25 protein-coding genes are annotated in these 21,831 nt (G+C 65.7%); 15 read left to right on the forward strand and 10 right to left on the reverse strand.

All coding sequences use genetic code 11. The features are described from left to right. Window positions 1-14: 14 nt before the first annotated feature. The 3 genes from ACLJO0_RS02195 to mug form a co-directional block, all read right to left on the reverse strand. Window positions 15-1,859: an acyl-CoA dehydrogenase gene (locus ACLJO0_RS02195; protein WP_410576334.1), complete on the reverse strand. Its 1,845-nt coding sequence runs from the start codon at window positions 1,857-1,859 to the stop codon at window positions 15-17. Window positions 1,860-1,997: 138 nt separating this feature from the next. After that, window positions 1,998-2,798, reverse strand: a complete 801-nt coding sequence (locus tag ACLJO0_RS02200; RefSeq protein WP_125790830.1) for a response regulator transcription factor — start codon at window positions 2,796-2,798, stop codon at window positions 1,998-2,000. A 282-nt stretch (window positions 2,799-3,080) separates the two neighbouring features. Then, entirely contained in the window at window positions 3,081-3,647 is a 567-nt protein-coding gene (gene mug, locus ACLJO0_RS02205; RefSeq protein WP_410576335.1) for a G/U mismatch-specific DNA glycosylase, read from the reverse strand. A gap of 28 nt (window positions 3,648-3,675) precedes the next feature. On the opposite strand from mug, the gene ACLJO0_RS02210 reads away from it, so the two are divergent. Together ACLJO0_RS02210 and ACLJO0_RS02215 are read left to right on the forward strand one after the other, a co-directional pair. Then, on the forward strand, window positions 3,676-4,329 hold the full coding sequence (locus ACLJO0_RS02210; protein ID WP_410576336.1) for a class I SAM-dependent methyltransferase: 654 nt from the start codon (window positions 3,676-3,678) through the stop codon (window positions 4,327-4,329). Between the two features lie 97 nt (window positions 4,330-4,426). Next, window positions 4,427-4,603 (forward strand): hypothetical protein, encoded by a 177-nt coding sequence (locus ACLJO0_RS02215; RefSeq protein WP_199753775.1) that lies wholly within the window; start codon window positions 4,427-4,429, stop codon window positions 4,601-4,603. Here the strand turns inward: ACLJO0_RS02215 and ACLJO0_RS02220 are convergent. Then, window positions 4,544-5,191 carry a VanZ family protein gene (locus ACLJO0_RS02220; RefSeq protein WP_410576337.1) on the reverse strand — a complete coding sequence of 216 codons (648 nt, stop codon included), beginning with the start codon at window positions 5,189-5,191 and terminating at the stop codon, window positions 4,544-4,546. The genes ACLJO0_RS02215 and ACLJO0_RS02220 overlap by 60 nt on opposite strands. A gap of 150 nt (window positions 5,192-5,341) precedes the next feature. On the opposite strand from ACLJO0_RS02220, the gene ACLJO0_RS02225 reads away from it, so the two are divergent. From ACLJO0_RS02225 to ACLJO0_RS02240, 4 genes are all read left to right on the forward strand, one after another. Further along, on the forward strand, window positions 5,342-5,830 hold the full coding sequence (locus tag ACLJO0_RS02225) for a GNAT family N-acetyltransferase (RefSeq protein ID WP_410576338.1): 489 nt from the start codon (window positions 5,342-5,344) through the stop codon (window positions 5,828-5,830). A 14-nt stretch (window positions 5,831-5,844) separates the two neighbouring features. Beyond that, window positions 5,845-6,633 (forward strand): alpha/beta fold hydrolase, encoded by a 789-nt coding sequence (locus ACLJO0_RS02230; RefSeq protein ID WP_410576339.1) that lies wholly within the window; start codon window positions 5,845-5,847, stop codon window positions 6,631-6,633. Window positions 6,634-6,763: 130 nt separating this feature from the next. Continuing rightward, window positions 6,764-8,449, forward strand: coding sequence for a bifunctional metallophosphatase/5'-nucleotidase (locus ACLJO0_RS02235; protein WP_410576340.1), 1,686 nt, complete (start codon window positions 6,764-6,766; stop codon window positions 8,447-8,449). Between the two features lie 109 nt (window positions 8,450-8,558). Further along, complete coding sequence (locus tag ACLJO0_RS02240; protein ID WP_125779836.1) at window positions 8,559-8,897, forward strand: MmcQ/YjbR family DNA-binding protein; 339 nt, start codon at window positions 8,559-8,561, stop codon at window positions 8,895-8,897. Here the strand turns inward: ACLJO0_RS02240 and ACLJO0_RS02245 are convergent. Continuing rightward, complete coding sequence (locus ACLJO0_RS02245; RefSeq protein WP_410576341.1) at window positions 8,894-9,421, reverse strand: GNAT family N-acetyltransferase; 528 nt, start codon at window positions 9,419-9,421, stop codon at window positions 8,894-8,896. The two genes, ACLJO0_RS02240 and ACLJO0_RS02245, sit on opposite strands and share 4 nt — an antisense overlap. A gap of 38 nt (window positions 9,422-9,459) precedes the next feature. Next, window positions 9,460-9,849 (reverse strand): nitroreductase/quinone reductase family protein, encoded by a 390-nt coding sequence (locus ACLJO0_RS02250; RefSeq protein WP_410576342.1) that lies wholly within the window; start codon window positions 9,847-9,849, stop codon window positions 9,460-9,462. Between the two features lie 36 nt (window positions 9,850-9,885). On the opposite strand from ACLJO0_RS02250, the gene ACLJO0_RS02255 reads away from it, so the two are divergent. Together ACLJO0_RS02255 and ACLJO0_RS02260 are read left to right on the forward strand one after the other, a co-directional pair. Beyond that, complete coding sequence (locus ACLJO0_RS02255) at window positions 9,886-10,287, forward strand: DUF4279 domain-containing protein (RefSeq protein WP_410576343.1); 402 nt, start codon at window positions 9,886-9,888, stop codon at window positions 10,285-10,287. Between the two features lie 61 nt (window positions 10,288-10,348). Further along, window positions 10,349-11,002, forward strand: coding sequence for a hypothetical protein (locus ACLJO0_RS02260; RefSeq protein ID WP_410576344.1), 654 nt, complete (start codon window positions 10,349-10,351; stop codon window positions 11,000-11,002). A gap of 3 nt (window positions 11,003-11,005) precedes the next feature. Here the strand turns inward: ACLJO0_RS02260 and ACLJO0_RS02265 are convergent, their stop codons facing one another. Next, window positions 11,006-11,494 carry a GNAT family N-acetyltransferase gene (locus tag ACLJO0_RS02265; RefSeq protein ID WP_125779822.1) on the reverse strand — a complete coding sequence of 163 codons (489 nt, stop codon included), beginning with the start codon at window positions 11,492-11,494 and terminating at the stop codon, window positions 11,006-11,008. Between the two features lie 14 nt (window positions 11,495-11,508). Continuing rightward, the gene (locus ACLJO0_RS02270; protein ID WP_410576345.1) at window positions 11,509-12,024 is read right to left on the reverse strand and encodes a hypothetical protein; all 516 of its coding nucleotides are present in this window, start codon (window positions 12,022-12,024) and stop codon (window positions 11,509-11,511) included. Between the two features lie 1,349 nt (window positions 12,025-13,373). On the opposite strand from ACLJO0_RS02270, the gene ACLJO0_RS02275 reads away from it, so the two are divergent. Beyond that, window positions 13,374-14,831 (forward strand): hypothetical protein, encoded by a 1,458-nt coding sequence (locus ACLJO0_RS02275; protein ID WP_410576346.1) that lies wholly within the window; start codon window positions 13,374-13,376, stop codon window positions 14,829-14,831. Window positions 14,832-15,079: 248 nt separating this feature from the next. Here the strand turns inward: ACLJO0_RS02275 and ACLJO0_RS02280 are convergent, their stop codons facing one another. Together ACLJO0_RS02280 and ACLJO0_RS02285 are read right to left on the reverse strand one after the other, a co-directional pair. Then, on the reverse strand, window positions 15,080-15,742 hold the full coding sequence (locus tag ACLJO0_RS02280) for a YdcF family protein (protein ID WP_410576347.1): 663 nt from the start codon (window positions 15,740-15,742) through the stop codon (window positions 15,080-15,082). A 14-nt stretch (window positions 15,743-15,756) separates the two neighbouring features. After that, window positions 15,757-16,524 carry a GntR family transcriptional regulator gene (locus tag ACLJO0_RS02285; RefSeq protein ID WP_073845835.1) on the reverse strand — a complete coding sequence of 256 codons (768 nt, stop codon included), beginning with the start codon at window positions 16,522-16,524 and terminating at the stop codon, window positions 15,757-15,759. A 169-nt stretch (window positions 16,525-16,693) separates the two neighbouring features. On the opposite strand from ACLJO0_RS02285, the gene ACLJO0_RS02290 reads away from it, so the two are divergent. The 6 genes from ACLJO0_RS02290 to ACLJO0_RS02315 all read left to right on the forward strand — a co-directional run bounded on the left by ACLJO0_RS02290 (window position 16,694) and on the right by ACLJO0_RS02315 (window position 21,829). Then, window positions 16,694-17,155: a hypothetical protein gene (locus tag ACLJO0_RS02290; protein ID WP_073845834.1), complete on the forward strand. Its 462-nt coding sequence runs from the start codon at window positions 16,694-16,696 to the stop codon at window positions 17,153-17,155. Between the two features lie 303 nt (window positions 17,156-17,458). Continuing rightward, window positions 17,459-17,707: a hypothetical protein gene (locus ACLJO0_RS02295; protein ID WP_410576348.1), complete on the forward strand. Its 249-nt coding sequence runs from the start codon at window positions 17,459-17,461 to the stop codon at window positions 17,705-17,707. Next, on the forward strand, window positions 17,685-17,939 hold the full coding sequence (locus ACLJO0_RS02300; RefSeq protein WP_410576349.1) for an AMED_5909 family protein: 255 nt from the start codon (window positions 17,685-17,687) through the stop codon (window positions 17,937-17,939). The genes ACLJO0_RS02295 and ACLJO0_RS02300 overlap by 23 nt, the downstream gene beginning before the upstream one ends. Window positions 17,940-18,249: 310 nt before the next feature. Then, on the forward strand, window positions 18,250-19,827 hold the full coding sequence (locus ACLJO0_RS02305; protein WP_410576350.1) for an FtsK/SpoIIIE domain-containing protein: 1,578 nt from the start codon (window positions 18,250-18,252) through the stop codon (window positions 19,825-19,827). After that, window positions 19,824-20,210, forward strand: coding sequence for a hypothetical protein (locus tag ACLJO0_RS02310; protein WP_410576351.1), 387 nt, complete (start codon window positions 19,824-19,826; stop codon window positions 20,208-20,210). The genes ACLJO0_RS02305 and ACLJO0_RS02310 overlap by 4 nt, the downstream gene beginning before the upstream one ends. 53 nt (window positions 20,211-20,263) lie before the next feature. Then, window positions 20,264-21,829: a replication initiator gene (locus tag ACLJO0_RS02315; RefSeq protein WP_410576950.1), complete on the forward strand. Its 1,566-nt coding sequence runs from the start codon at window positions 20,264-20,266 to the stop codon at window positions 21,827-21,829. Window positions 21,830-21,831: the final 2 nt, after the last annotated feature.

Consider the following 21,831-nt stretch of genomic DNA (forward strand, 5'->3'; position numbering starts at 1 on the left):
CGTCACTAAACCGTTTAGAACGCGGCTTCGGAGATCTCCATGAGGCTGTTGTCCGCGGCCTCGACGATCGCGCGGCGCGCGGTCAGCTCCGGCAGCACGCTCTTCGCGAAGAACGACGCCACGGCGAGCTTGCCCTCGTAGAACGGGGTGTCCTTCGCCGACGCGCCCGCGTCGAGCTTGGTGATGGCGACCTCGGCGTGCTTGATGAGCTGCCAGCCGATGAGCAGGTCGCCGACCGACATCAGCAGGCGGACCGTGTGCTGGCCGACCTTGTTGATGTTCTGCGGGTCTTCCTGCGACGAGGTCAGGTAGCCGATCAGCGAGCCGAGCATGCCCTGGGTGTCCTCGAGCGCCTGCTTGAGCAGACCGCGCTCGTTCTTGAGCCGCCCGTTGCCGATCTCCGACTCGATGGTCTTCGTGATCTCCCCGGCGACGTAGGCCAGCGAAGCACCCTTGTCACGGACGATCTTGCGGAAGAAGAAGTCCAGCGACTGGATGGCCGTGGTGCCTTCGTACAACGAGTCGATCTTCGCGTCACGGATGTACTGCTCGATCGGGTAGTCCTGCAGGAAGCCGGACCCGCCGAGGGTCTGCAGCGACTGCACGAGCTGCTCGGTCGCACGCTCGGAGCCGACCCCCTTGACGATCGGGAGCAGCAGGTCGTTGACGCCGTGCGCGACCTTCAGCGAAGCCTCGTCGCCCTCGCCGGTCCACACCTGGTCCTGGAAGGTCGCCGTGTAGAGGTACACCGCGCGCAGGCCCTCGGCGTACGCCTTCTGCAGCATCAGCGAACGGCGGACGTCCGGGTGGTTGGTGATCGTGACGCGCGGCGCCGCCTTGTTCAGCATGTTCGGCAAGTCGGCGCCCTGGACGCGCTCCTTGGCGTACTCGAGCGCGTTGAGGTAACCGGTCGACAGCGTCGCGATGGCCTTCGTGCCGACCATCATGCGGGCGTACTCGATGACCTGGAACATCTGCGCGATGCCGTCGTGCACCTCGCCGAGCAGCCAGCCCTTGGCGGGGGTGCCGTGCTGGCCGAAGGTCAGCTCGCAGGTGGTGGAGGCCTTGATGCCCATCTTGTGCTCGACTCCTGTGACGAAGGCGCCGTTGCGCTCGCCCAGCTCACCGGACTCGCTGTCGAAGTGGAACTTCGGCACGAGGAAGAGCGAAAGGCCCTTGGTGCCGGGCCTGGTCTCGATGCCGGGGCCCTCGGGGCGGGCCAGCACCAGGTGCATGATGTTCTCGACCATGTCGTTCTCGGCCGAGGTGATGAACCGCTTCACGCCGTCGATGTGCCAGGAGCCGTCCTCCTGCTTGACGGCCTTGGCGCGACCGGCGCCGACGTCGGAACCGGCGTCGGGCTCGGTGAGCACCATCGTGGCGCCCCAGCCGCGGTCGATCATGATCTGCGCCCAGCGCTTCTGCTCGGCGGTGCCGTTCTTGTCGACGATGCCGGCGAAGTTCGGGCCCGCCATGTACATGAACAGCGGCGCGTTGGCCCCGAGGATCAGCTCGGCCGCGGCCCACTGCACGGTCGGGGGCAGGCCGAAGCCGCCAAGCTCGTTCGGCAGGCCCAGCCGCCACCATTCGCCGTCCATCAGCGCCTGGTAGCTCTTCTTGAACGACTCGGGGATCTTCACCGAGAAGGTCTTCGGGTCGTACACCGGCGGGTTGCGGTCCGCGTCGGCGTACGAATCGGCGAGGGGACCGGAAGCCAGCTTGTTCAGCTCGGTCAGCACACCGCGGGCGGTCTCCTCGTCGGACTCCGCGAGGACGCCCTTTCCGAGGCGGTCCTGCACGCCGAGTACCTCGAAGAGGTTGAACTCCAGGTCTCGGACGTTGCTCTTGTAGTGGCCCATGTCGTCACTCCAATGTGTTCGGCTCCCCGGCCGGGCACATGTTCCCTACTCGCCGGTAACATAAGGATATTACCTGTGGGTAACCGGCGGCAAGTGAATGGCCACTGTTGTGATGTGTAAATCAGCAATACGGGGGTCTCAGCGGGTCGACGGCGCGATGGAAGTGGCCGGCGTCGCATCGGCCGGGGTGTGCGTGTCGTCGGGGGTCGCGATCAGGATGCCGGAGCGGAACGCGATGGTCACCGCGTGCGTCCGGTCTCGGGCCGACAGCTTGCGCAGGATGCTCTTGACGTGGGTCCGCACGGTTTCCACGGACAGGAACAGGATCTTCGCGATCCCGGAGTTCTCCAGCCCCTCGGCGACCAGTTGCAGGACCTGGTACTCGCGACGGGACAGCGGCATCAGGCCGCGCGCGGTCGCGGGCTTGGGAGCGTCACCCGGCTTGGGGAGCACGGGCTGGCGTTTCGGCCGGGCGGTCAGCGCCGCCAGCGTCGGGTCGATGTACCGGCGGTCGCTGTGCGCGCGCCGGATCGCCTCGGTCAGATGCCGTCCGTCGGTCGCGCGCGGCACGATCGCGTGCACGCCTGCCGCGATCGCCGCGGCGAGGTACTGCTGGGTGCGGTTGGTGTCCCTGACCAGCGTGATGATGACCAGCGCCGGATCACCGCCGCTGAGCAGCCGGGACAGATGGCAGTTCGGGTCGAGCGCCGAATCCAGCACGATCACGTCCGGTTTGAGCTGCTCGCACAGCTGGAGCGCGGCGTGGTGGCTCGACGCGTGCCCGAGCCACTGCAATCCCGGCGTGCGGTGGACCAGCGAACTCAGTCCCTCGCAGAAGATCGGGATCGGGTCGACGGCGGCCACGCCGAGGCCTCGGCCGCCTGGTGACAGGCCACCAGGCCTGCCGGCCTGCGTTCGGTTCGGCTCGATGCCTCGCATCACGGACCCCTCCGTTTTCCTGCCCGTCATCTCCGGACGAGAGGACTCGAAAGTCCATTCGGTGACCACCGCCCCCCGGCGTGGTCACCCTCGTCAACCGGTCCCCCCTGCGGGACCGGACAGAGATGACACCTCGTAACTATTACGAGTCAGCAGGTCGGTGCACGTGACGCGATATCCCCCTCATAGATGTATCGCCTCGTCGCAGCAAACTCTGCGTATCGGCTGGTCGTGGATCTCTGGCTCGAATGAGCGCGACGAGGGGAGTTCTTGGCGTGTTCGCTACTCAGAGTGGACTTCGCCGCACCGTGCTTGATCAAAGAGCCGGCCGAACTCGTCCCCGAGCGCCGCGGGCGTCCAATGCGCGTTCAGCCCGCTCGGATTGGGCAGAACCCAGACCCGGGCTCCGCCGATCTCGGCGTCCTGCGGGCCGACCTTCGCCTTCGGCAGGCCGAACGCGGCCCGGAACGCCGTGATCCCCACGACGGCCAGCCAGCGTGGCCGGTATTCGGCGACCCTCGCCGCGAGGAGCCGTCCGCCTTCGCGGAACTCGTCCGGGGTCAGCTCGTCGGCCCGCGCCGTCGTCCGCGCGACGACGTTGGTGATGCCGAGGCCGAGTTCGAGCAGTTCCTCCTGCTCGCTGGGGTCGAGCAGGCGCGGGGTGAAACCGCCGCGGTACAGCGCGGGCCAGAACCGGTTCCCCGGCCTGGCGAAGTGCAGGCCGAGCGCGCCGGAGTAGAGACCGGGGTTGATCCCGCAGAACAGCACGTCCAGATCCGGCGCGATGACGTCGTCGATGGTCCTGCCGTAGGCGGCGGCCAGCTCTTCCTTGGTCGGTTTCGTCCTCACCCGGCCAGTTTCCGGCACGCTGGCGGGTATGGGCGAAGGGGCGTTCACGGCCGACGGCTGTCCGGTGGAGGTGTACCGGCTGCTGCCACCCGGCGGCGAGCCCGGGATCGTGCACGAGGCGGTCCCGGAGGGTGCCTCGATCCTGGAGCTCGGCAGCGGCGTCGGGCGGGTCACGCACGCGCTGCTGGACCTGGGGCATCCGGTGGTCGCGGTGGACGATTCGCCGGAGATGCTCGCCGATGTCCGCGCCGAAAAGGTGTGTTCGAAGATCGAGGAGCTGCGGCTCGACCGGGTCTTCGACGTGGTGCTGCTCGGCAGCCATTTGGTCAACACCGCCGCCGACACCGATCGTGCGGCCTTCCTGGCCACCGCCCGCGCGCATATCGCGCCCGGCGGGCGGGTGCTCGTCGAATGGCATCCGCCGGAGTGGTTCGAGTCGGTCCGCGACGCGCAGGGCGGCAGACTCGGCGAGGTCGACGTCCGGCTCGAACAGGTCGTCCACCAGGGGAATCTGCTGTCGGCGGTCATCCGGTACTCGGCCGGTGGCCGCTCGTGGACGCAGGCCTTCACCTGCCGCCGGCTGGAACTCCCGGCACTGAATGCCGCGCTCGCCGACGCCGGACTGGTCTTCGAGTGCTGGTGCACCGGCGACCGGACCTGGTTCGCGGCCGTCCCCGCGTGATCCACGACACCCACTTTCGTCGCAAGGGGTGGCCAAGTCACCACGACGTGCGTACTGTTTGTGATCTCGCACACAAGGTCGTATTCGGGGAGGCGTCTTGCAGTTCTCGCTCATCCTCGGCGTGGTCGCGTTGATCTTCGTGGTGGCGACCGTGCTGGTGATCGCGGAAGACCGGCGGTCCGCGCGGCGCGCGGCCCAGCGACGGCAGGCGAGGCTAGCGGATCTGGGCGAGGTCGACCCGCTCGCGGCGCGGAAGCTGAAGCTCGACCGTTGACGGAACGGGCTTCCGCACGAGGCTGAGAAGCAGCGCCCCGGCGATCCAGCCGAGCATCGCGCCGCCGGTGTTGTTGAGCAGATCGTCGACGTCGAAGATCCGGTACACGTAGGGCGCGGTGCCGAAGTTCGCGGTGAGCTGCGTGATCTCGATCAGCAGCGAAGCGGCGAGACCGATCAGCGTCGTGCCGATGAGGCCGCGCTTCCAGAGCGTCCTGGCGAAGAACCCGAGCGGCACGAACAGCAGCACGTTCATGGTGGCCTGCTGGAAGGTCTGCGTGGTGAACCAGTCGGCGGCGGGCAGCCCGTGCTTGAGCAGTTCGGTGTGGATGTCGGCGATCCACTGGAACGGGTTCAGCTGCACGGTCTGGCTCAGCCGTTTGACGCCGGGGCCGGGCAGCGGCAGGAAGGTCACCGCCAGCGTCATGCTGCCGTAGAGCAGCACGGCGGCCATGGTCAGAACCGGACGAAGGCGCACCCGGCCGTGCCGCGAATGCAGGATGATCAGCTGCGGGATCAGCGCCGTCGCCCAGAGCGCGAAGAAGCCGATCAAGCCGTACTGCAGGGCGGTGACCTGTGCGTTCGTCATGCCGTCGACGTTATGGATCCGGCAGGCCCCGCCACTTCGGTCGAAGGGCCGCGACAGCCGGGGCGGGATCGGCCGAGTGGCCGACCCCGATCTTGGCCGATCGGCGATATTCGTTCCGCGTTTCACCCGCCGACATGGGAGTCTGCCCGGATGTTGCTCGTTCGACGGCTCACTCCCGCGGACCTCGACGTCTTCCGCGAGATCCGCCTGCGCGCCTTGATGGACACCCCCGAGAACTACGGCTCGGTCGCCGCGGCCGAGCGGGCGCAGTCCGACGAGGAATGGCTCGCGAAGCTGGCGGGTGACGCCTGGTTCGCGGCCTTCGACGAAGACCGTCCGGTGGGTCTCGTCGCAGGGCGGGCGCGTGACGACGGCTGGATCCTCTATTCGATGTGGGTCGCGCCCGAAACGCGCGGTCGCGGGCTGGCCACGAAGCTGATGGACGAGGTGCGGTCGGCCGCCGAGGCCGACGGCGCGCGTGAGGTGTGGCTGCACGTCGCGGAGGACAACGACCGGGCGCGGCGGCTGTATTTGAAGCTCGGGTTCATCGCGACGGGTGACCTGGAGCCGATGCCGAACGACGTCACCCGGCGGCGTGAACGTCTTTATTTACCTGTTACCGGAGGTAGCAGTAAATAGCTTAACCTCGCGGGATGGACAACGTCGTCTTCGACCGCGCGGGCAAGGGTGAGCCGCTGGTGCTGATCCACGGGGTCGGCCACCGGCGCCAGGCCTGGTCGCCCGTGCTCGGCCTGCTCACGCCGCACCGCGACGTCATCACCGTCGACCTGCCCGGCTTCGGTGAATCCGCACCGCACTCCGGCGGGTACGGCGTCGAGGCCGCTGTCGAGATGTTCGCGAAGTTCTTCGGCGAACTCGGCCTCGGCAAACCGCACGTCGCGGGCAACTCGCTCGGCGGCCTGCTCTCGCTCGCGCTCGGGGAAGCGGGTCTCGTCCGCAGCGTGACGGCGTTGTCCCCGGCCGGGCTGTGGACACCGCGGCAGCAGCGATACGCGCTGAGCATGCTGCGCACCCACCGGCTGCTGGCCGAGCGCATCCCCGAACGCACCGCCCGGCGCCTCGCCGCGACACCGGCGGGCCGGTCGATGCTGACCGGGATGATCGTCGGCCGTCCGGACCGGCTCACCACGCAGGTCGTGCTGGAGGACATCCGCGCGCTCGCCGGCTGCCCCGGCTTCCGGCCGACGCTGGCGCAGGCCCGCGGCGGCTTCCGGTTCGACGGCGTCGTCCGGGACGTCCCGGTGACCATCGCGTGGGCGGAACGCGATCGCATCCTCGCCCGTCCGAAGGCCGCCGAGCTGCGCCGGATCGCGCCGAAGGCCGAGCTGCTGGTGCTGCGCGGCTGCGGGCACGTGCCGATGAACGACGAGCCCGAGCTGGTGGCGAAAGTGATTCTCGACGGCAGTATCGAGCGCGACTAAGGTGACTGCGGCTGGGCGACCAAGGTCTTTTGATCTTCTGGGGTTGCGCCTTGGCCGAAGGCCCGGCTATCTCGGCGGCGGGGCGCCCTTCAGACATTCGCAACAAACGCACCAAAGGAGCGCCCTGTCGATGAGATCGCTGATGCGCAATGGAATTGCAGTCGCGCTGACCGCGCTGGTCGCCGTCGCCGCGCCCGCGTCCGCGTCCGCCACGTCGGCGACCACCGACGTCCGGATCATCACGTTCAACGACCTGCACGGCAACCTCGAACCGCCGTCCGGTTCGAGCGGCAGGGTCACGCTGCCCGGCGGTGGGACGGTCAACGCGGGCGGCGCCGCCTACCTCGCGACGCACCTGAAGAAGCTCCGCGGCGAAGCGCCCAACTCGGTCGTCCTCTCGGCCGGTGACAGCATCGGCGCGTCGCCGGTGATCTCGGCGTTGTTCCACGACGAACCGACCGTCGAACTGCTGAACCAGCTCGGTGTGCGGGCTTCCGTGGTGGGCAACCACGAATTCGACGAGGGGATCGAGGAACTCCGCCGGATGGAGCACGGTGGCTGCCACGAGACCGACGGCTGCCAGTTCCGGAAGTCCTTCAAGGGCGCGAACTTCCCCTTCCTCGGGTCCAATGTGTACTACGAGAACGGCATCCCGGCGCTGCTGCCGTTCAGCATCGAGTTCTCCGGCGGTGTCCCGATCGGCGTCATCGGCGCGACGCTGAAGGATCTGCCGCAGGTCGTCACCCCGGAGGCGATCAAGGGCTTGAAGTTCGGTGAAGAGGTCGAGGCGATCGACCGCACCGCGAAGCTGCTCGACCTCTTCGGCGTCAAGGCGCAGGTCGTGCTGCTACACCAGGGCGACGGCTCCGAGACCGCCGGCCCGGACGAGTGCAAGGTCAAGCCGGGCGCGGCGACCGCGATCGCGCAGAAGGTGACGTCCAAAGTGGACGCCATCTTCACCGGGCACAGCCACCAGCAGTACAACTGCGTGCTCGCCGACCCGGCCGGCAAGCCGCGTCCGGTGATCCAGGGCGCGTCGTTCGGCCGCCTGCTTTCGGTCGTCGACCTGAAGATCGACCGCCGGACCCGCGACGTCGTGCGTGACGAGACCAAGGCGCACAACCAGATCGTCACCCACGACGTCAAGCCCGACCGTGCCGTGCAGGACCTGATCGACGAGGCGAAGACCAAGGCCGCGCCGATCGCGAACAAGGCCGTCGGCACCATCACCGCGGACCTGGCCGACGAGGGCGCGGCCTCCGGTGAGGTCCCGCTGGGCGACGTCATCGCCGACGCCCAGCTCGAGGCCACGCAGTCGAACGGCGCGCAGATCGCCATGACGAACCCGGGCGGCATCCGCACGGACTTCACCCACCTGTCCTCGCCCGCCGGTGAAGGCGACGGTGTCGTGACCTACGGCGAGGCGTTCGCCGTGCAGCCGTTCGCGAACATCATGCAGACGATCACGCTCACCGGGGCGGATCTGAAGAACGTGCTCGAACAGCAGTGGCAGGCCAACGGTGTCGTGCGGATCCTGCAGATCTCGAAGTCGCTGAAGTACTCGTACTCGACGTCGGCCGCCCAGGGCGCGCGTATCTCGAACCTGACGCTCAACGGCACGCCGATCGACCCGGCGGCGTCGTACCGCGTCTCGGTGAACAACTTCCTCGCCGCCGGCGGGGACGGCTTCACCGAATTCACCAAGGGGACCAACCTGTCGGGTGGTCCGGTGGACCTGGACGCGCTGATCGCGTACTTCGGGGCGCACCCGGGCATCGCGCCGCCTCCCGCGGACCGGATCACCGTGCTGCCGTAGCTCTCGCGAGTGCTATGAAAGGTCCTTTCCTTGCAAAATTTGCAAGGAAAGGACCTTTCATAGCGTCTGCGGGGTGGTTTTGTCAGTGACCCAGGGCACAATGGCCGCCATGACGACCTGGGAAGAAGTCGTGGCACTGGCGGGCAGGCTGCCGGAGGTCGAGGAGTCCACTTCGTACCGCACGCCGTCGCTCAAGGTCGCGGGCAAGAGCTTCGCCCGCCTGCGCACCGAGGCCGAGGGCGGGCTGATGCTGCTGTGCGAGCACGCGGAGAAGGAGGCACTGCTGGCCTCCGGCGACCCCGCGTACTTCACCACGCCGCATTACGACGGCTACGGCGCGATCCTCGTCGATCTGGAGAAGGTCGAGAAGACACAGCTGCGTGAGCTCATCGAAGAAGCCTGGCGGATGAAGGCGCCCGCCAGGCTCACGAAAGGACTGAACGACTAGCGGAGTTCCCCTTCGAGCAGACTCATTAGGTACTCGTCGTGCCACTGGCCGTTCTGGCCGCGGAACGACTGCCGATGCCTGCCGTCCACCTGGAACCCGAGCTTCTTGTAGACGTGGATCGCGGCCTCGTTGTCGACCACCACCCACAGCGCGATCAGGTGCAGCCGCATCATGTCGAAGCCGTAGCGGCAGAGCGTGCGCATGGCGTCGGTGCCGTAGCCGCCGCCCCAGTGGTCCTTCTCGCCGAGATAGATGTCGAGCTCGGCGCGGCCCCCTTCCGGCGTGGCGTCGCGCAGCGTGCAGGTGCCGATCAACGTGCCGACGGCGAGGCTCTCGATCGCGAAGTCCACCTGGCTGAAGCTGTTGGGCTTCCGGCGGGCGAAGCGCTCGCGGATCTGGGCGAGGGATTCCGGATGGTCCGCGGGCAGCCAGCGGGTGACCTCCGGGTCGTTGTGCCAGCGCCACAGCGTGTCCGCGTCCTCGGGTTCCAGCGGCCGCAAGCGGATCAGTTCACCGGTCAGCATCGTCCATCCCAAGATCGGTATCCGGACTTTCCAGACTATTAGGCGACACCCGCGAGCAGCCACCGCTTAACGGGGACTTCCAGCAGCACCCTGGCGCCGAACGGCTCGATCTCCTCGCCTGCCGCCCAGCTGTCGTACTTCGCAGCCAGTGCCGCGAGAACGTCTTCGCGGAGAGCCCCGCGATGGACGCGCGCTACGCCTTCGGCGACAGCAGGGGCGTCGCCGTCTTCCAGCGCGAGGCTGACGCGCGGGTCGGCGCCGATGTTGCGCACCTTCACGTTCCGCTCGCCGCTGCCGATCCAGAAGGCATCGCCGAGATACACGAACCACACCGGCGTGACGTGCGGCGAACCGTCCGCGCGGAGCGTGCAAAACCAGACGTTGCGTTCCCGCGCGAGACGTTCGATAAGCGATTGATCACGTTTCACCTGGTCAGCTTGCCCGAAAGCTAGGGTGCCGGGCGTATGAAGGTCCACCAGTACTGCTACTTCGCCTTGAAGAGCGAAACCGTGTCCGCCGGGGAGATCACCGCGCGGCTCGGCATGGCGCCCGACGAGGTACTGGTGCTGGGGTCGCGGTCCGCCGAACACCGGTTGCCGCGGATGCACGCCTGGAAGGTGACGCAAAGCGGTTCCGAACCGGTCGACGATCAGATCGAGAGCGTGATCGGCAGGCTCGCCCCGGTCCGCCCGGGGATCCGGAAGCTGGTGGACGAAGGAGCGAGCGCGGTGCTGCAAGTGGTGCGCTACTTCCACCACCGCGACGGCGGCGAGGAATTCGGCTGGCACCTCTCGCCCGCCGTGCTCGCGTTCCTCACCGAAGCCGCCGCCGCGCTCGACGTCGACGAGTACGACCTCAGCGAATGACCTTCCGGCGGTCATGGTGGGATGGGGCCCCACAGCCGGACAACCCCGTTGGGAGCCCAGCATGTCGAGCGAGAACTGGCCGCTGCGTCAGGATCCCGAATCGCCGGTGATCATCTCCCGGTCGCTGGTGGACGATCCGTCGAACCTCGCGTTCGTCGTACTGGACGACGACGGTGACTGGTTCATCAGCGACGGCAACGAGTTCTCCGAGGACATGGACCTCAACCGCGACGCGTTCGGCGCGCTGCCGCTGCGGGAAGCGGTGGAGCTCATCCCCGAACTCGTCGCGCTCGCCGGCCTCCCCACCGGCATGGCCGCCGACTGGGACCAGGAACGGCGCACGTGGCTGCTGAGCTCCGTCGCCGACTCGGATGACGACGAGGAAGACCTCCTGGTGCGCGCCGCCCGCCTCGCCGCGTGGACGCATCCGGGCTCGCCGCTGGAAGAAGTCCAGGTGAGCACCGAACTCGCCGAGATCTCCGCCGACCCCGCCGCCCCGGCCCGCGCCGTGCGCCAGGTCGTGCGCGAGGCCGACGGCAGCTGGCTGCTCGTCGGCTTCGAGGTACCGGAGAACGAGGACTTCGAGGTCGAAGCCCTCGAAATGGAGCACGCCGTCACCCTGTACCCGGACGTCGCGCTGGTGCTGAGCGCCGCACCCGGCCAGGTCTACGACCGGCCGAGCGCCGGCGCCCCCTGGGAACTCGTCGAAGGCTGACCTTCAGCCGAAGTCGCAGTACATGACGTGCAGCCCGATGCGTCCCAGCGTCGGATGCTCGAACGCGCCCGGCACCGTTCCGACGATCTTGAACCCGAGCCGTTCGTAGACGCGGATCCCGGCGACGTTGGATTCGGCCACCGCGTTGAACTGCATGCCCGCGAAACCCTGTTCCTTGGCCCATTCCAGGACATGCGCGCACAGCGCACTGCCGACACCCTTGCCGCGCAAGTCCTTGTCCACCATGAAACTGGCCGTCGCGATATGCGACCCCGGCCCGCCGTGGTTCGGACCGGTCTTGGCCGTGCCGAGCACGCGGCCGTCCTCGACCGCCACCACCGTCCGGCCCGGCGGCGTCTGCACCCAGGTCCCGCGAGCGGCTTCTTCGGTGAGGTTCGGGTCGTAGGTGTACGTGTCCGCCGCCCGCACGACTTCGCGCACGATCGGCCAGATCTGTACCCAGTCGTCTTCGGTGAACTCCCGGATCTCCATGTCCGGCACCGTAGTCAAAAACCGGTCCGGCGGTTCTGGTGCCATCGCCAGGCGAAGCCGGAACCCATAAGCAGTCCGGCCCCCGTCAAGGCCGCGCCGATCCAGACCTCCGTTGAGCGGGATTCCCGCTCGACCCGCGTTCCCGGCGGCAATCCGGCCGCGATCCCGTCGATCTTGGCCTGGACCGACCGGTGGTCGAAGACGCTCAGATCGCCGTCCTCCGCCAACGTGGTCAGCCAGCGGCGAACCTCGTCGTTCTGCTCAGCGGAGAAACCGGGAAACTCGACCGCGGACGTCCGGAGCAGCCCAGGACCCATACACCTCAACGGCTCGCCGGTGGACGCGTCGAGATACTGCCCCGTCGCCCCGCATTCCTCGCCCGCCTTGGCGAAAACGACGGTGTACGGCCCTGGCCCGCTGCCCGCGTTCAAGCCGATGAGGAGGAAGACCACGCCGACCAGCACCAGCGGGAAGATCAGCGACCCAGCCAGCACGGTCAACACGACGGCCGCCGTACTGTCGCTCGACATTCTCCGCACGCTTCGGAAGGTAACAGCGGGGCTGGGGGAGGAGTCCCGAACCGATCGGCGCATGCCGTGACTGAGGCAGGATCACGGTATGGCGACTGGCGAAAGCCCGGAACCGGTTCCGCCTCGCGAGGAGGCGCGCCGTTTTCGCACCGTCGGCGTGTTCGACGGTGAACCCGATCTCGGGCGGGCTTGCAAGCAAGCAGCCCGTCACGAACGCGGAGACGACGGTCTGAGCGGCAAGCCCATACCGATTGGCTAATGGCACAGTCGGAAGATCGGCTGGACAAAGCGAAAGCCCCAGGTCCTAAGTGGACATCCACTGACCTGGGGCTTTCGCGTGAGAGCGGATGACGGGAATCGAACCCGCGTATTCAGCTTGGGAACCAGGGTGATCATGCTGGAAAGTACCCTTGACCTGCGGGCGGTGCTTGCTCGGGGTGGCCGCGATTGACCTTGGTTGACCCCTCTGAATGGCCCGTTAATGGCCCAACGCACCCTGTCTCCACCTGCGTCTTTGTGCCTGTTCGCTCCGCTTCCCTCGTCCTTGCTATCTCTAGCGCCGGGTCGGTCGTGTCAAGGCACGCTTTCCCGCCTTGATGCGGGCGGCACGGTGTTAGACGCTGAGCAGCGAGGGACACCCGGTGACCACTGCCACGCGATCAGGTGGGTCGGGTGATCTGGCGTCGTGTTCCCTGGGTCTCCGGTGGCGGCGGCGCGCTGTGCGGTGCTGCCTCGTCGGCGGGCTCGCCCGGCGGCGCCTGCCGGAGCGGAGCGGGAGGCCGGCGTCCGCCATGGGGCGAAGCCCGCCGTACGGGCGGTGACATGCGCGCCGCCGCTGGCGGCGCCTTGATCCCATAGAGCCAAGTTCGGCAGCAGGCGCGGGTTGGAGTCGGGCGCGTCAGTGTGCTCGACGACTGTTTGCCGCCTCGTTCGCGGCGAATTCTTGAGCTGCGGCGAGACGGTTGAGGGCAGAGGCTATCGCCAGCAGGGCGTGAACATGTGCGTCGGCTAGCTTGTTGCCTCCAAGGGCCGCCAGTGCCTGTGTCTCGTGTCGACCTGGTCCGAGCATTGGGTCGTCGCTCATCTGAAGTACCTCCAGCCTGTAGAGTGCGTCCATTATCGGGTCCAGTAGTCAGCTCCAACGACTCGTTGTTGAACTTGACTTACGTCTCCATCCGGATGGACTAGTGTGCCGCGCGATCGTCATGATCCGCACCTGCTTGGTTCGCTGCACGACAATTCGCGAAATGTGCCGCGTGTCGTTGGCGACAAATCGGACTGCATGTGCTGACCTTGTGTAGGCGTCGACGCTGGCTCGAGGCCGCCGCAACGGGACCACGGAGTCAAGCATGAGATTCACGGAAGAATTTGGTATCACGCCAGATGCTGACGACGATTGGTTTGACGTCGAAGTCACCGAGGATACCCCGCTCTACGTAGATCCATTTCTTGTGTTCGAAGATGATGACAAATTTTGGTCGGATACGCACGACGAAGTTGTGAAGTTCTTCGGCATCGCGCTCGATTATGTTCGCAAGGCAAATGGAAATCATGACTCTGCTCACTGGGGAAAAGCGGAGCGTATGCTCATGTTTCCTGAACCTAGTGAATTCGTCTTGGGTCTATCGATGGGTCACCCCCTAGGGTCGGGAACTGGACTCGACTTCGCATTTCGCATGGCTGACGCTCTTGATATTCTTCGCCGTCATTCGATTGATACAATGAAGTACGTAGAGGCGTTCGCGCTATTCTGTGATGGAATGGGTGTTGATCGAATTAGTGATTTGTTCTGTAACGTTGTTAAGCAGCGTTTCATCAAATACACGTTGAAGGTTGTAGACAAACATTCAATAGATGTCACTTCGGTTCGAGTAAAGCACGCTGATTGGAGCAAGGCGACGGGGCGATGGGTTGACGCCAATGTGATGCTTCCAAAGAACCCCGCCACTGATAGAGGTGTAATTCTATGTCCAACACGTTTTTTGAAGGACATTCCGATCGTTACGCCAGATGGGTTTTGGTCCTGGGCTGAAATAAACGAGGGAAGGGTTCTTCGGGATGACTTGAATTACGATCTTGCGGAGAGTTTGAGCAAGAGCGAAAAGATTGCCGAGGGACGCCATGTGGCGCGCAGGGAACCCGGAATGGCGTTTCGCTATCTCGACGAGAAGGCGGAAGAAGATCACGAGCCTTACGACGTCGACAATGACCCAAAACTCCTTGTGGGTTGGGCGGAGGCGGGGCGAAATGCGGCTGAGGCGGCTGGGCGAAACCTGGAACAACCAGCCAGCGAGGAGGGCTTTTTGACTTGGGTCAGAGGCTTGATGGTTGAGTTCAAGGATGCCGTTGAGCAAACTGACTTGTGGAAGGTTTTATGGAGCGATGATCTAACTAAGCATCGGCCCGAAAAGATCGTTCAGGCTGTTGCATCCTGTATGTGGGTCTCGCAGTGTCGGGCTGTCGATGTAGATATTTCTCGCGAAGTAAATATTGGACGTGGTCCAGTAGACTTCAAATTCTCTGCGGGGTGGACGAAGCGTGCGCTCGCGGAGATAAAGCTGATTAAGAGTACGCAGTTCTTCTCTGGTGCATCGAAACAGCTTCCTCAATATCTCAAATCGGAGAAGATTGAAGGCGGGTTCTATCTGTGTGTTGGATTCACGGATCAAGACTTTGAGGAAGAGAGGCTCAAGCGGGTTCGTGACACATGCAAAGCACTTTCGGAGGCAAAAGATGTAAAGATCGAGCCAATATTTGTTGATGCCAGAAATTACAATAAGCCCTCGGCGTCGAAGATCAAAAGCTAGCGGGAGGCGAGATGGCTAAATTTGCAGTGCTCTACAGCACCGGTCGTTCCGGTCTCGATGAAATTGTAGAGGCAGACTCGTATAAGATTGAAGGCCAATTCTTCGTTTTTATCAAAGACAAGCAGGTGGTTCGATCACTTAAATCTGCCATAGTTGTACAGGTTAAACGTCTTGATGAGCCCGGCGAGTAAGTTATTCCAGTTAGGAGACTTATTGAAGCATCGCAGTCTGCGGTTTGATTCGATCGGTCAGACTAGGCGTTTCGTGTATCCCGATTTGGTCAGGTGCTTAAGGGAGCTAACTACGTTGGCCGGGATTCGCTGTTCGATAGCGAAGCCTTTCTCGGCATAGACGGTGATGCGCTGCGTGTCGCCAACAAGCATGTTGATGACGCGGTCCACATCGCCGATGCTCTCGATGTACTCGTCCAACGGCAGTGGCTGTGAAGCGCAGATGGCGTCCACCTCGGGCCAGAGCTTCTTGCAGGTCGCATACGCGCGGCGCTGCTGGTACGGCCGGGAGATGAGGACGACCGACCTGACCTCGATGCCGCGTGACTCCAGCAGCTTCCGAGTGAGCGTGATGTTGTCGCCGGTGTTCCGCGCCTCGGGTTCGACCAGGATGGCGTCATCCGGCACGCCCAGCTCAAGCGCATGTTCGCGGTAGTGCACCGCCTCGCCGCGCGGAAACCGTTCGATGGTCGTCGGCGCGTTGGCCCCGGTGAAGACGATGAGCGGGAACATTCCGGCGTGGAACAGTTCCGCGGTGAAGGTCGCGACCCCGAGATCGTGACTGCCAAGTCCGATCCCGACGTCGGCAGGCCGGAGTTCGTGGTGCATGTCGTGGTAGTCCCAGAGCGTCTGGACGTCGGCGCGGAGGTCGTCCGGCAGGGTGGTCGAACGCTCGGGCATCTGGGTCTCCGGGGTCAGTCGGGGATCTTGAAAGTGTAGGTCCAGGAGAACCGGCTTGCGGCGTGCACGCCTCGTGCGAACTCGACCACGCGGCCGTCTTCGGTATACGTGCGGCGTTGCAGGACCATGACGGGTTCGCCTGCGGGCAGTTCGAGCTGTTCCGCCTCGTCAGGCGTCGGCATCCGCGCGTAGAAGGTCTCGGTCATGGTGTCCGGCTCAAGGCCTTGCAGGGTGAGGACCAGGAACCCGCCACCTCGTCCGGCCGGTCCGGGGGTCGGGTCCACGATGGGCGTGCCTTCGACGTCGGCAGGCCGGTAGTAGCTGGTGAGTACGTGGGTGGGTTGGCCGGCGTCCTTGACCAGTCGGGCCCGCTCGTAGACCGGTGATCCGACGATGACACCGAGGGCGTCGGCGACTTCTCGGTCAGCTTCGATCTTGGCGACGGTCTGCGTCTGGTCGGTCGGCTTCCAGTCTCGGCCGGACGCTTCGCGGTCGGCGACGAAGGCGACGGTGTCGCCGTACTTCCACTTGCTCTTCGCGTACCGGTCCTTGCCCAGGCGCTTCATGGGAGGGCGGGCACGAACGACTGTCCCACGTCGTCTGATCGGCGTAACCAGTCCTTCGGCTTCGAGGACCCCAACGGCCTTGCGAACGGTGTTGACGTTGACGTCGTACTCGTCGGCCAGCTCGTCTTGCTTGGGCAGCGTGGTATCCGGGGCATAGTCGCCCCGCTGGATTGCGTCTCGCAGGATCGCGGCCAGCTCTCGGTATCCGGTGCCCACCTGGTCCTCCTTCGTCGGTCGATAACGCTAGCGGTATCACCCCATCATGGTCTACGGAGCCCGATAGAGATAGTTCTATTGACAACTCGCGCGACGAAGCGCTTAATAGAACTACCTCTAAAAAGGTGTAAGCCCGCTAGGGCTCCAGAGACGACAGGAGACAGACGACATGGCGATCGGCAAGGGACACCGTTTCGAGATCGACTTTGATGCCGCGTTCCCGCTGGGGCTGGTGATGGTCGGCGAAGTCGCGCCGGACAACGAGTACCAGTCGCGGGAAGATCGGTCCGCTGGTCGACCTGTTCGTCAGCGGGTCGACGAAGTAACGGGCAAGCGCCAGTGGAAGGCCACGGTCACCGACCCGAGCGAAACCAACTCCAAGCGTGCGTCTTACGACGTCACGTTCCTGGCTGATGTGCAGCCGGTGCCGACGACGTCGGAGGTGCTGCCGGGTATGCGGCCGATCGAACTGGAGGGCCTGACGGCTGAGCCCAAGGTGGCTGGTCAGGGCGAGTTCAAGTACCAGTCCTACGTGTTCCGCGCGACCGGCTTCAAGGCTGTTGCTTCGGGTGGGGCGTCGAAGTCGTCGCGGACCTCGGGCGCTGCTGAGTCGACGCCCAAGGCGGCGTGATGACGGGCCGGGTGCCTGGCAGTCAGGGTGTGGCCGTGGTTCCGCCGCACCTGGTCCAGAGCTGGGAGGCGGCGTATCGCCACTACGACGCGATGATGCAGCGGACTGCGCAGGACGGGGATGCCCTGGCGGCGCATGACATGACCGTCGCTTCCTTGGCGGTGGCGTCGGCATGGCGAGAACTAGCGACTCAGGGCCGGTTGCCGTGGTGGGTGCTGGCTGCGGTGTCGGCGGCGGCTGAGGGGTTCGAGGAGAACGCGCGGTCGTGGGAGATCCGCGCTTACAGCGAGGAAGGGCAAGGCCGTGGCGTTCAACGCGATGTGGAAGCCGGGACAGCAGGCGGTCGCGGGAATGCAGGGCAATGGTTCGGCGAACCCAGCTCTGGTGATCTATCTCGACCCGGACAGTCTGGCGATCCTGCCGCCGTCCGACCCGGCCGAGTGGCCGGAGTTCATCCGGCTCCTTCGCCAAATCCGCGACAGCGCGGACGAACTGGCCGTGTTCCTCGGCAAACACGCGACGGTGCGCGATGACGACGCCCGGCCGGAATGAGCCGCAGACGCTTCAGGACGCGCACCTCGTCGCCTCCGCTCGTCGCCCGAAGCCGGGGTCGAACCTGACGACGTGGCTGAAGTTCCATCAGGCGAATGCGCGCATGTACCGCGAAGTGTCCGATGTGGATCGCGCGCACCACCACGAACTCCGTTACTGGGTGGGCTATGAGGAGCGCAAGGTGGAGGAGGTGGCCGCGCAGATCCAGAAGAACAAGTCGGAAGCTATCTGAGAACTGAACAGCAGTAGGGAAAACGTGCGTGGGGACGTGCGGCGTACAAACACGTCCTCACGCGCTTCCCGTGTCTCGTAAGGCGCAGAACCGGTACCTGGCCTAGGAAACCTCGCCGGTCCTGCGCTGTCCACAACCTCTGGAAGTGAACAATGACAACGCTAAACGATGGCAACAAGCGTCCGCTAGACGGGGTCACCCGAACGCGCTGCACAGTCTGTAAGCGGTTCGCGAAGCTCCTCGCCGGTGAGACGGAATGCCCTCCCTGCCGGGGAATGCTGCCGCTGGACCTGACCGGCGGTGGTCGCCGATGAACACGAACGGGATCGGTCTTCTCCTCGTCGGCGGCGGGGTGCTGGGTGTGGTGGTGTGGCTGCTGCACAAGCTCGGCCGTGCGCTCGCCACGATCGCGGAAGTCCTGGCTGCGGCTGCGGTGGTCTTCATCGCGCTGTGGTCGGCGGTGAAGTTGTTGTGGTGGCTGGGAAAGCAAGTCTTCACGCACTGGCGGACGAGTCTTGGCGTGGTCGCGCTGGCGGCGTGGTGGCAGTGGCTGGGTTGGCCGTCGCTGGCCATCACGGCGGGTTCGGCCGCGGCGGTGCTGGTGGTGTGGCGGCTGCTCGACGTGGTGTCGTTCGACCGGTGTTGTGGCCGGTTCCTGCGGGCGTGGTGGCTGCGCTGGTTCACCTACGCCCGGAAGCTGCCGGGCTGGCTGCACGCCTGCGGCCTGTCCATCTCCGACGGCACCGTGCCCGTCGAAGTCACCGTCAATCTCGTCGGCCGTCGCGGTAGGGCCGTCTCTCGTACTGCGGGCGGTGGTGCTGCGGTGCAGGTGCCGAAGGTGCTGGGGGTGAAGTCGGGGCCGTCGTGGGATGAGGTCCGTGTCCGGCTCGTACCGGGCCAGAAGCCGGAGGACTTCGACGACGCTGCCCGCGCGTTGGCCGTGGCTCGCAAGGTCACGCGGTGCCAGGTGCGGGAGCTGGAACCCAACGTAGCCTCGCTCGACTTCCAGCGCCGAGACCTACTCGCAGCACCGGTGGACTGTGTGGAGCTACCCGAGCTGGCGGCCGTCGACGCGGTGGATCTGCGGCGGGTGCTCGCCGGACGCACCGAGTACGGGAAGGACTGGCGGCTGCCACTGACCGGTCCGGGCGCTCACATGCTCGTCGCCGGTGCCACCGGGGCCGGGAAGAACTCCGTGATGTGGTGCCCGCTGGTGTCGGCGGCCTCGGCGATCCGGGCCGGGACAGTGCGGGTGTCGGGGATCGACCCGAAGGGGATGGAACTCGCCTACGGACGTGGAATCTTCGCCCGCTACGGGGTTGCGGGCAAGGAAGCGATCGAGGTCCTGGACGACCTCCTCGATGGTCTCGAATCGCGCAAGCGCGAATTCGCCGGACATACCCGCAATGTCCCCATCTCCACCGATCACCCCTTGGAGATCCTGGAGTTCGACGAGATCGGTGCGCTGACCAAGTACGCCGACCGCAAGACCCGTGAAGCAATCGTGGAACGGGTCGCGATCCTGACCACGCAGGGCCGGGCGCTGGGTTACACGGTGCGCGGATATGTGCAGGAGCCGACAAAGGACACGGTTCCGGTTCGGGAGCTGTTCCCACGCCGGGTGTGCCTGCGCGTCACCTCGAAAACTCACGTCGGGATGGTCCTCGGCGACGGCGCTTACGAGCGGGGCGCGTGGGCGAACCGGATCGAGGAGTCGGCTGCGGGCGTCGGCTACATCTGGGGCGAAGGCATCCGCGAACCGCTGCGGGTCCGGGCTGGCTGGGTCCCGGACGAGACGGTCAAGGCGCTGGAGACCTACGTGACCAACGGCGGTGCCCACGTGATCGACCTTCCTATCCGTCGCGGCGGAGAGGAGGTGGCGGCGTGAACCGCGTTTTGGTGTTCCTCGATGCGATCCGCGATCACCTCGACTCCTATGCCTTTCCGCCGGTTGCGTCCGTGCGGGTTGGGATTGGCTCGGACCCCGTGTCTGTCCAGCTCGATACCGACCGCCTGACGAACGTGGCGCGGGGCCTGGTCGTCTGGGCGGATTCGCTGGAGAACGTGACCGCCTCGATTTGGCGGGTTCCCCATGGCGGCCGTGTGCATCTGGAAGTACAGGGCCGGACGCCCTGCGGCATCCCGGTCGTGGTCTACGGCGGAGTCCGGTTCGACGAAGTGATCTTCCCGGACCTCCCTGCGGGGATGCGGCAGGAGATGCCGGTGTTCGTGCTGCGGCAGTGGAACAGCGCTGGGGAGGTGGCAGCGTGACAGGCACCAAGGAAGCCGCGGTGACCCCGCCGGCCAACTCGCGGGCCGCTCGGATGCGCGAACCTCTGGCCTCGGACGTAGTCAAGGCGACCGCTGAGAAGCACGGGGTCTGTGTCCGGCCGTTCACGATGGAAGTCGGGGATACCGAGACCGGTGAACTCCGGTACGTTCCCGTCCCCTGCGGCTCGACCGTGGAATCGGTGTGCCTGCCGTGTGCCCGGAAGGCGAAGGCGCTGCGACAGGTTCAGTGCCGCGAGGGCTGGCACATCGACACCGAACCGGACTTCACGCCGGAACCACCGACCGAGACACAGACGGAGCTGTTGGCGTTCCGGGCTGACCTGGTCGCGGCCTACCGCGAGGTGAGCGACCAGGCCGAAGCCGACGAGCTGAGGGAGGAGATCCAGGGCGTCGACGACGAACTTCGGCAACTCGGGATGCGCGGCCGCCTCCCCTCCATCGACCTGCCCACGAAAACGGCGGTCAAGCGGTCGACCAAGCGGCGACAGGACGCGCCGAACCTGCCTCGACGCAAGGTCGCCAAGACCACGCTCGGACGGGAGTACGCGGGCAAGTTCCGGCCCTCGATGTTCGTCACGCTCACCTGCGACACCTACGGCCCTGTTCGCTCCGATGGTGCTCCGGTGAACCCGGCGACGTATGACTACCGGCGGGCGGCTCGAGACGCGGTGCACTTCTCGGCCCTGGTGGACAGGTGGTGGCAGAACCTGCGGCGAGTCGTGGGCTGGGACGCGCAGTACTTCGCGACCGTGGAGCCTCAACGGCGGGCCGCTCCGCACCTGCACGCGGCTGTCCGGGGATCGGTTCCGCACGATGTGATCCGCCAAGTCACCGAAGCGACCTATCACCAGGTGTGGTGGCCTACGCACGACGAAGTGGTCTACGTCGATCGGATGCCACTGTGGGACGGCGACCGCAGGGTGTTCGTCGACCCCGACACCCGCGAACCACTGACCGACTGGGACGACGCTGTTGAAGCCGTGGAAGACCCGGCGCACGTGGTCACCTTCGGCCGCCAGGTGCACTCGAAGGGCATCCTGGGCGGCTCCGAAGAAGCCGGACGACACATCGGCTACCTGACCAAATACCTCACCAAATCCACCGGTGAAGTCGTGGAAGCCGACACCGCGCGGCAGAGGGGTCACCACGACCGGTTGCACGCGGAACTGTCCGTGACACCCTGCTCGCCCCGGTGCGCTGTGTGGCTGTTGTATGGGATCAATCCCAAGGGTGCCAAAGGAAAGACCACACCAGGGCATTGCAAAGGAAGGGCGCATCGGCGGACCACGCTCGGCCTTCCCGGTCGTCGGGTCCTGGTGTCCCGGAAGTGGTCAGGGAAGACGCTCGTCGACCACAAGGCCGACCGAAAGGCGTTCGTGATCGAAGCCCTGGCGGCGGTCGGGATCGAGAAACCCGCACCGGACCCGGCTCGGCTGGTCTGGCGCAAAGTCGACTCCGGTGACGCGAACGTGCCTCCTCGGGATCACCTGGTGATGCACGCGATTTCGGAGCGGATCACGTGGAAGGCCGAGTACGACAGAGCACTACTCGCCGCGCAGAGCCCACCGGATGTTTCGGCAACTCCGCTGGCGGCTTAGGA

It is taken from the genome of Amycolatopsis sp. lyj-108 (assembly GCF_046549005.1).
Taxonomy (GTDB): Bacteria; Actinomycetota; Actinomycetes; order Mycobacteriales; family Pseudonocardiaceae; genus Amycolatopsis.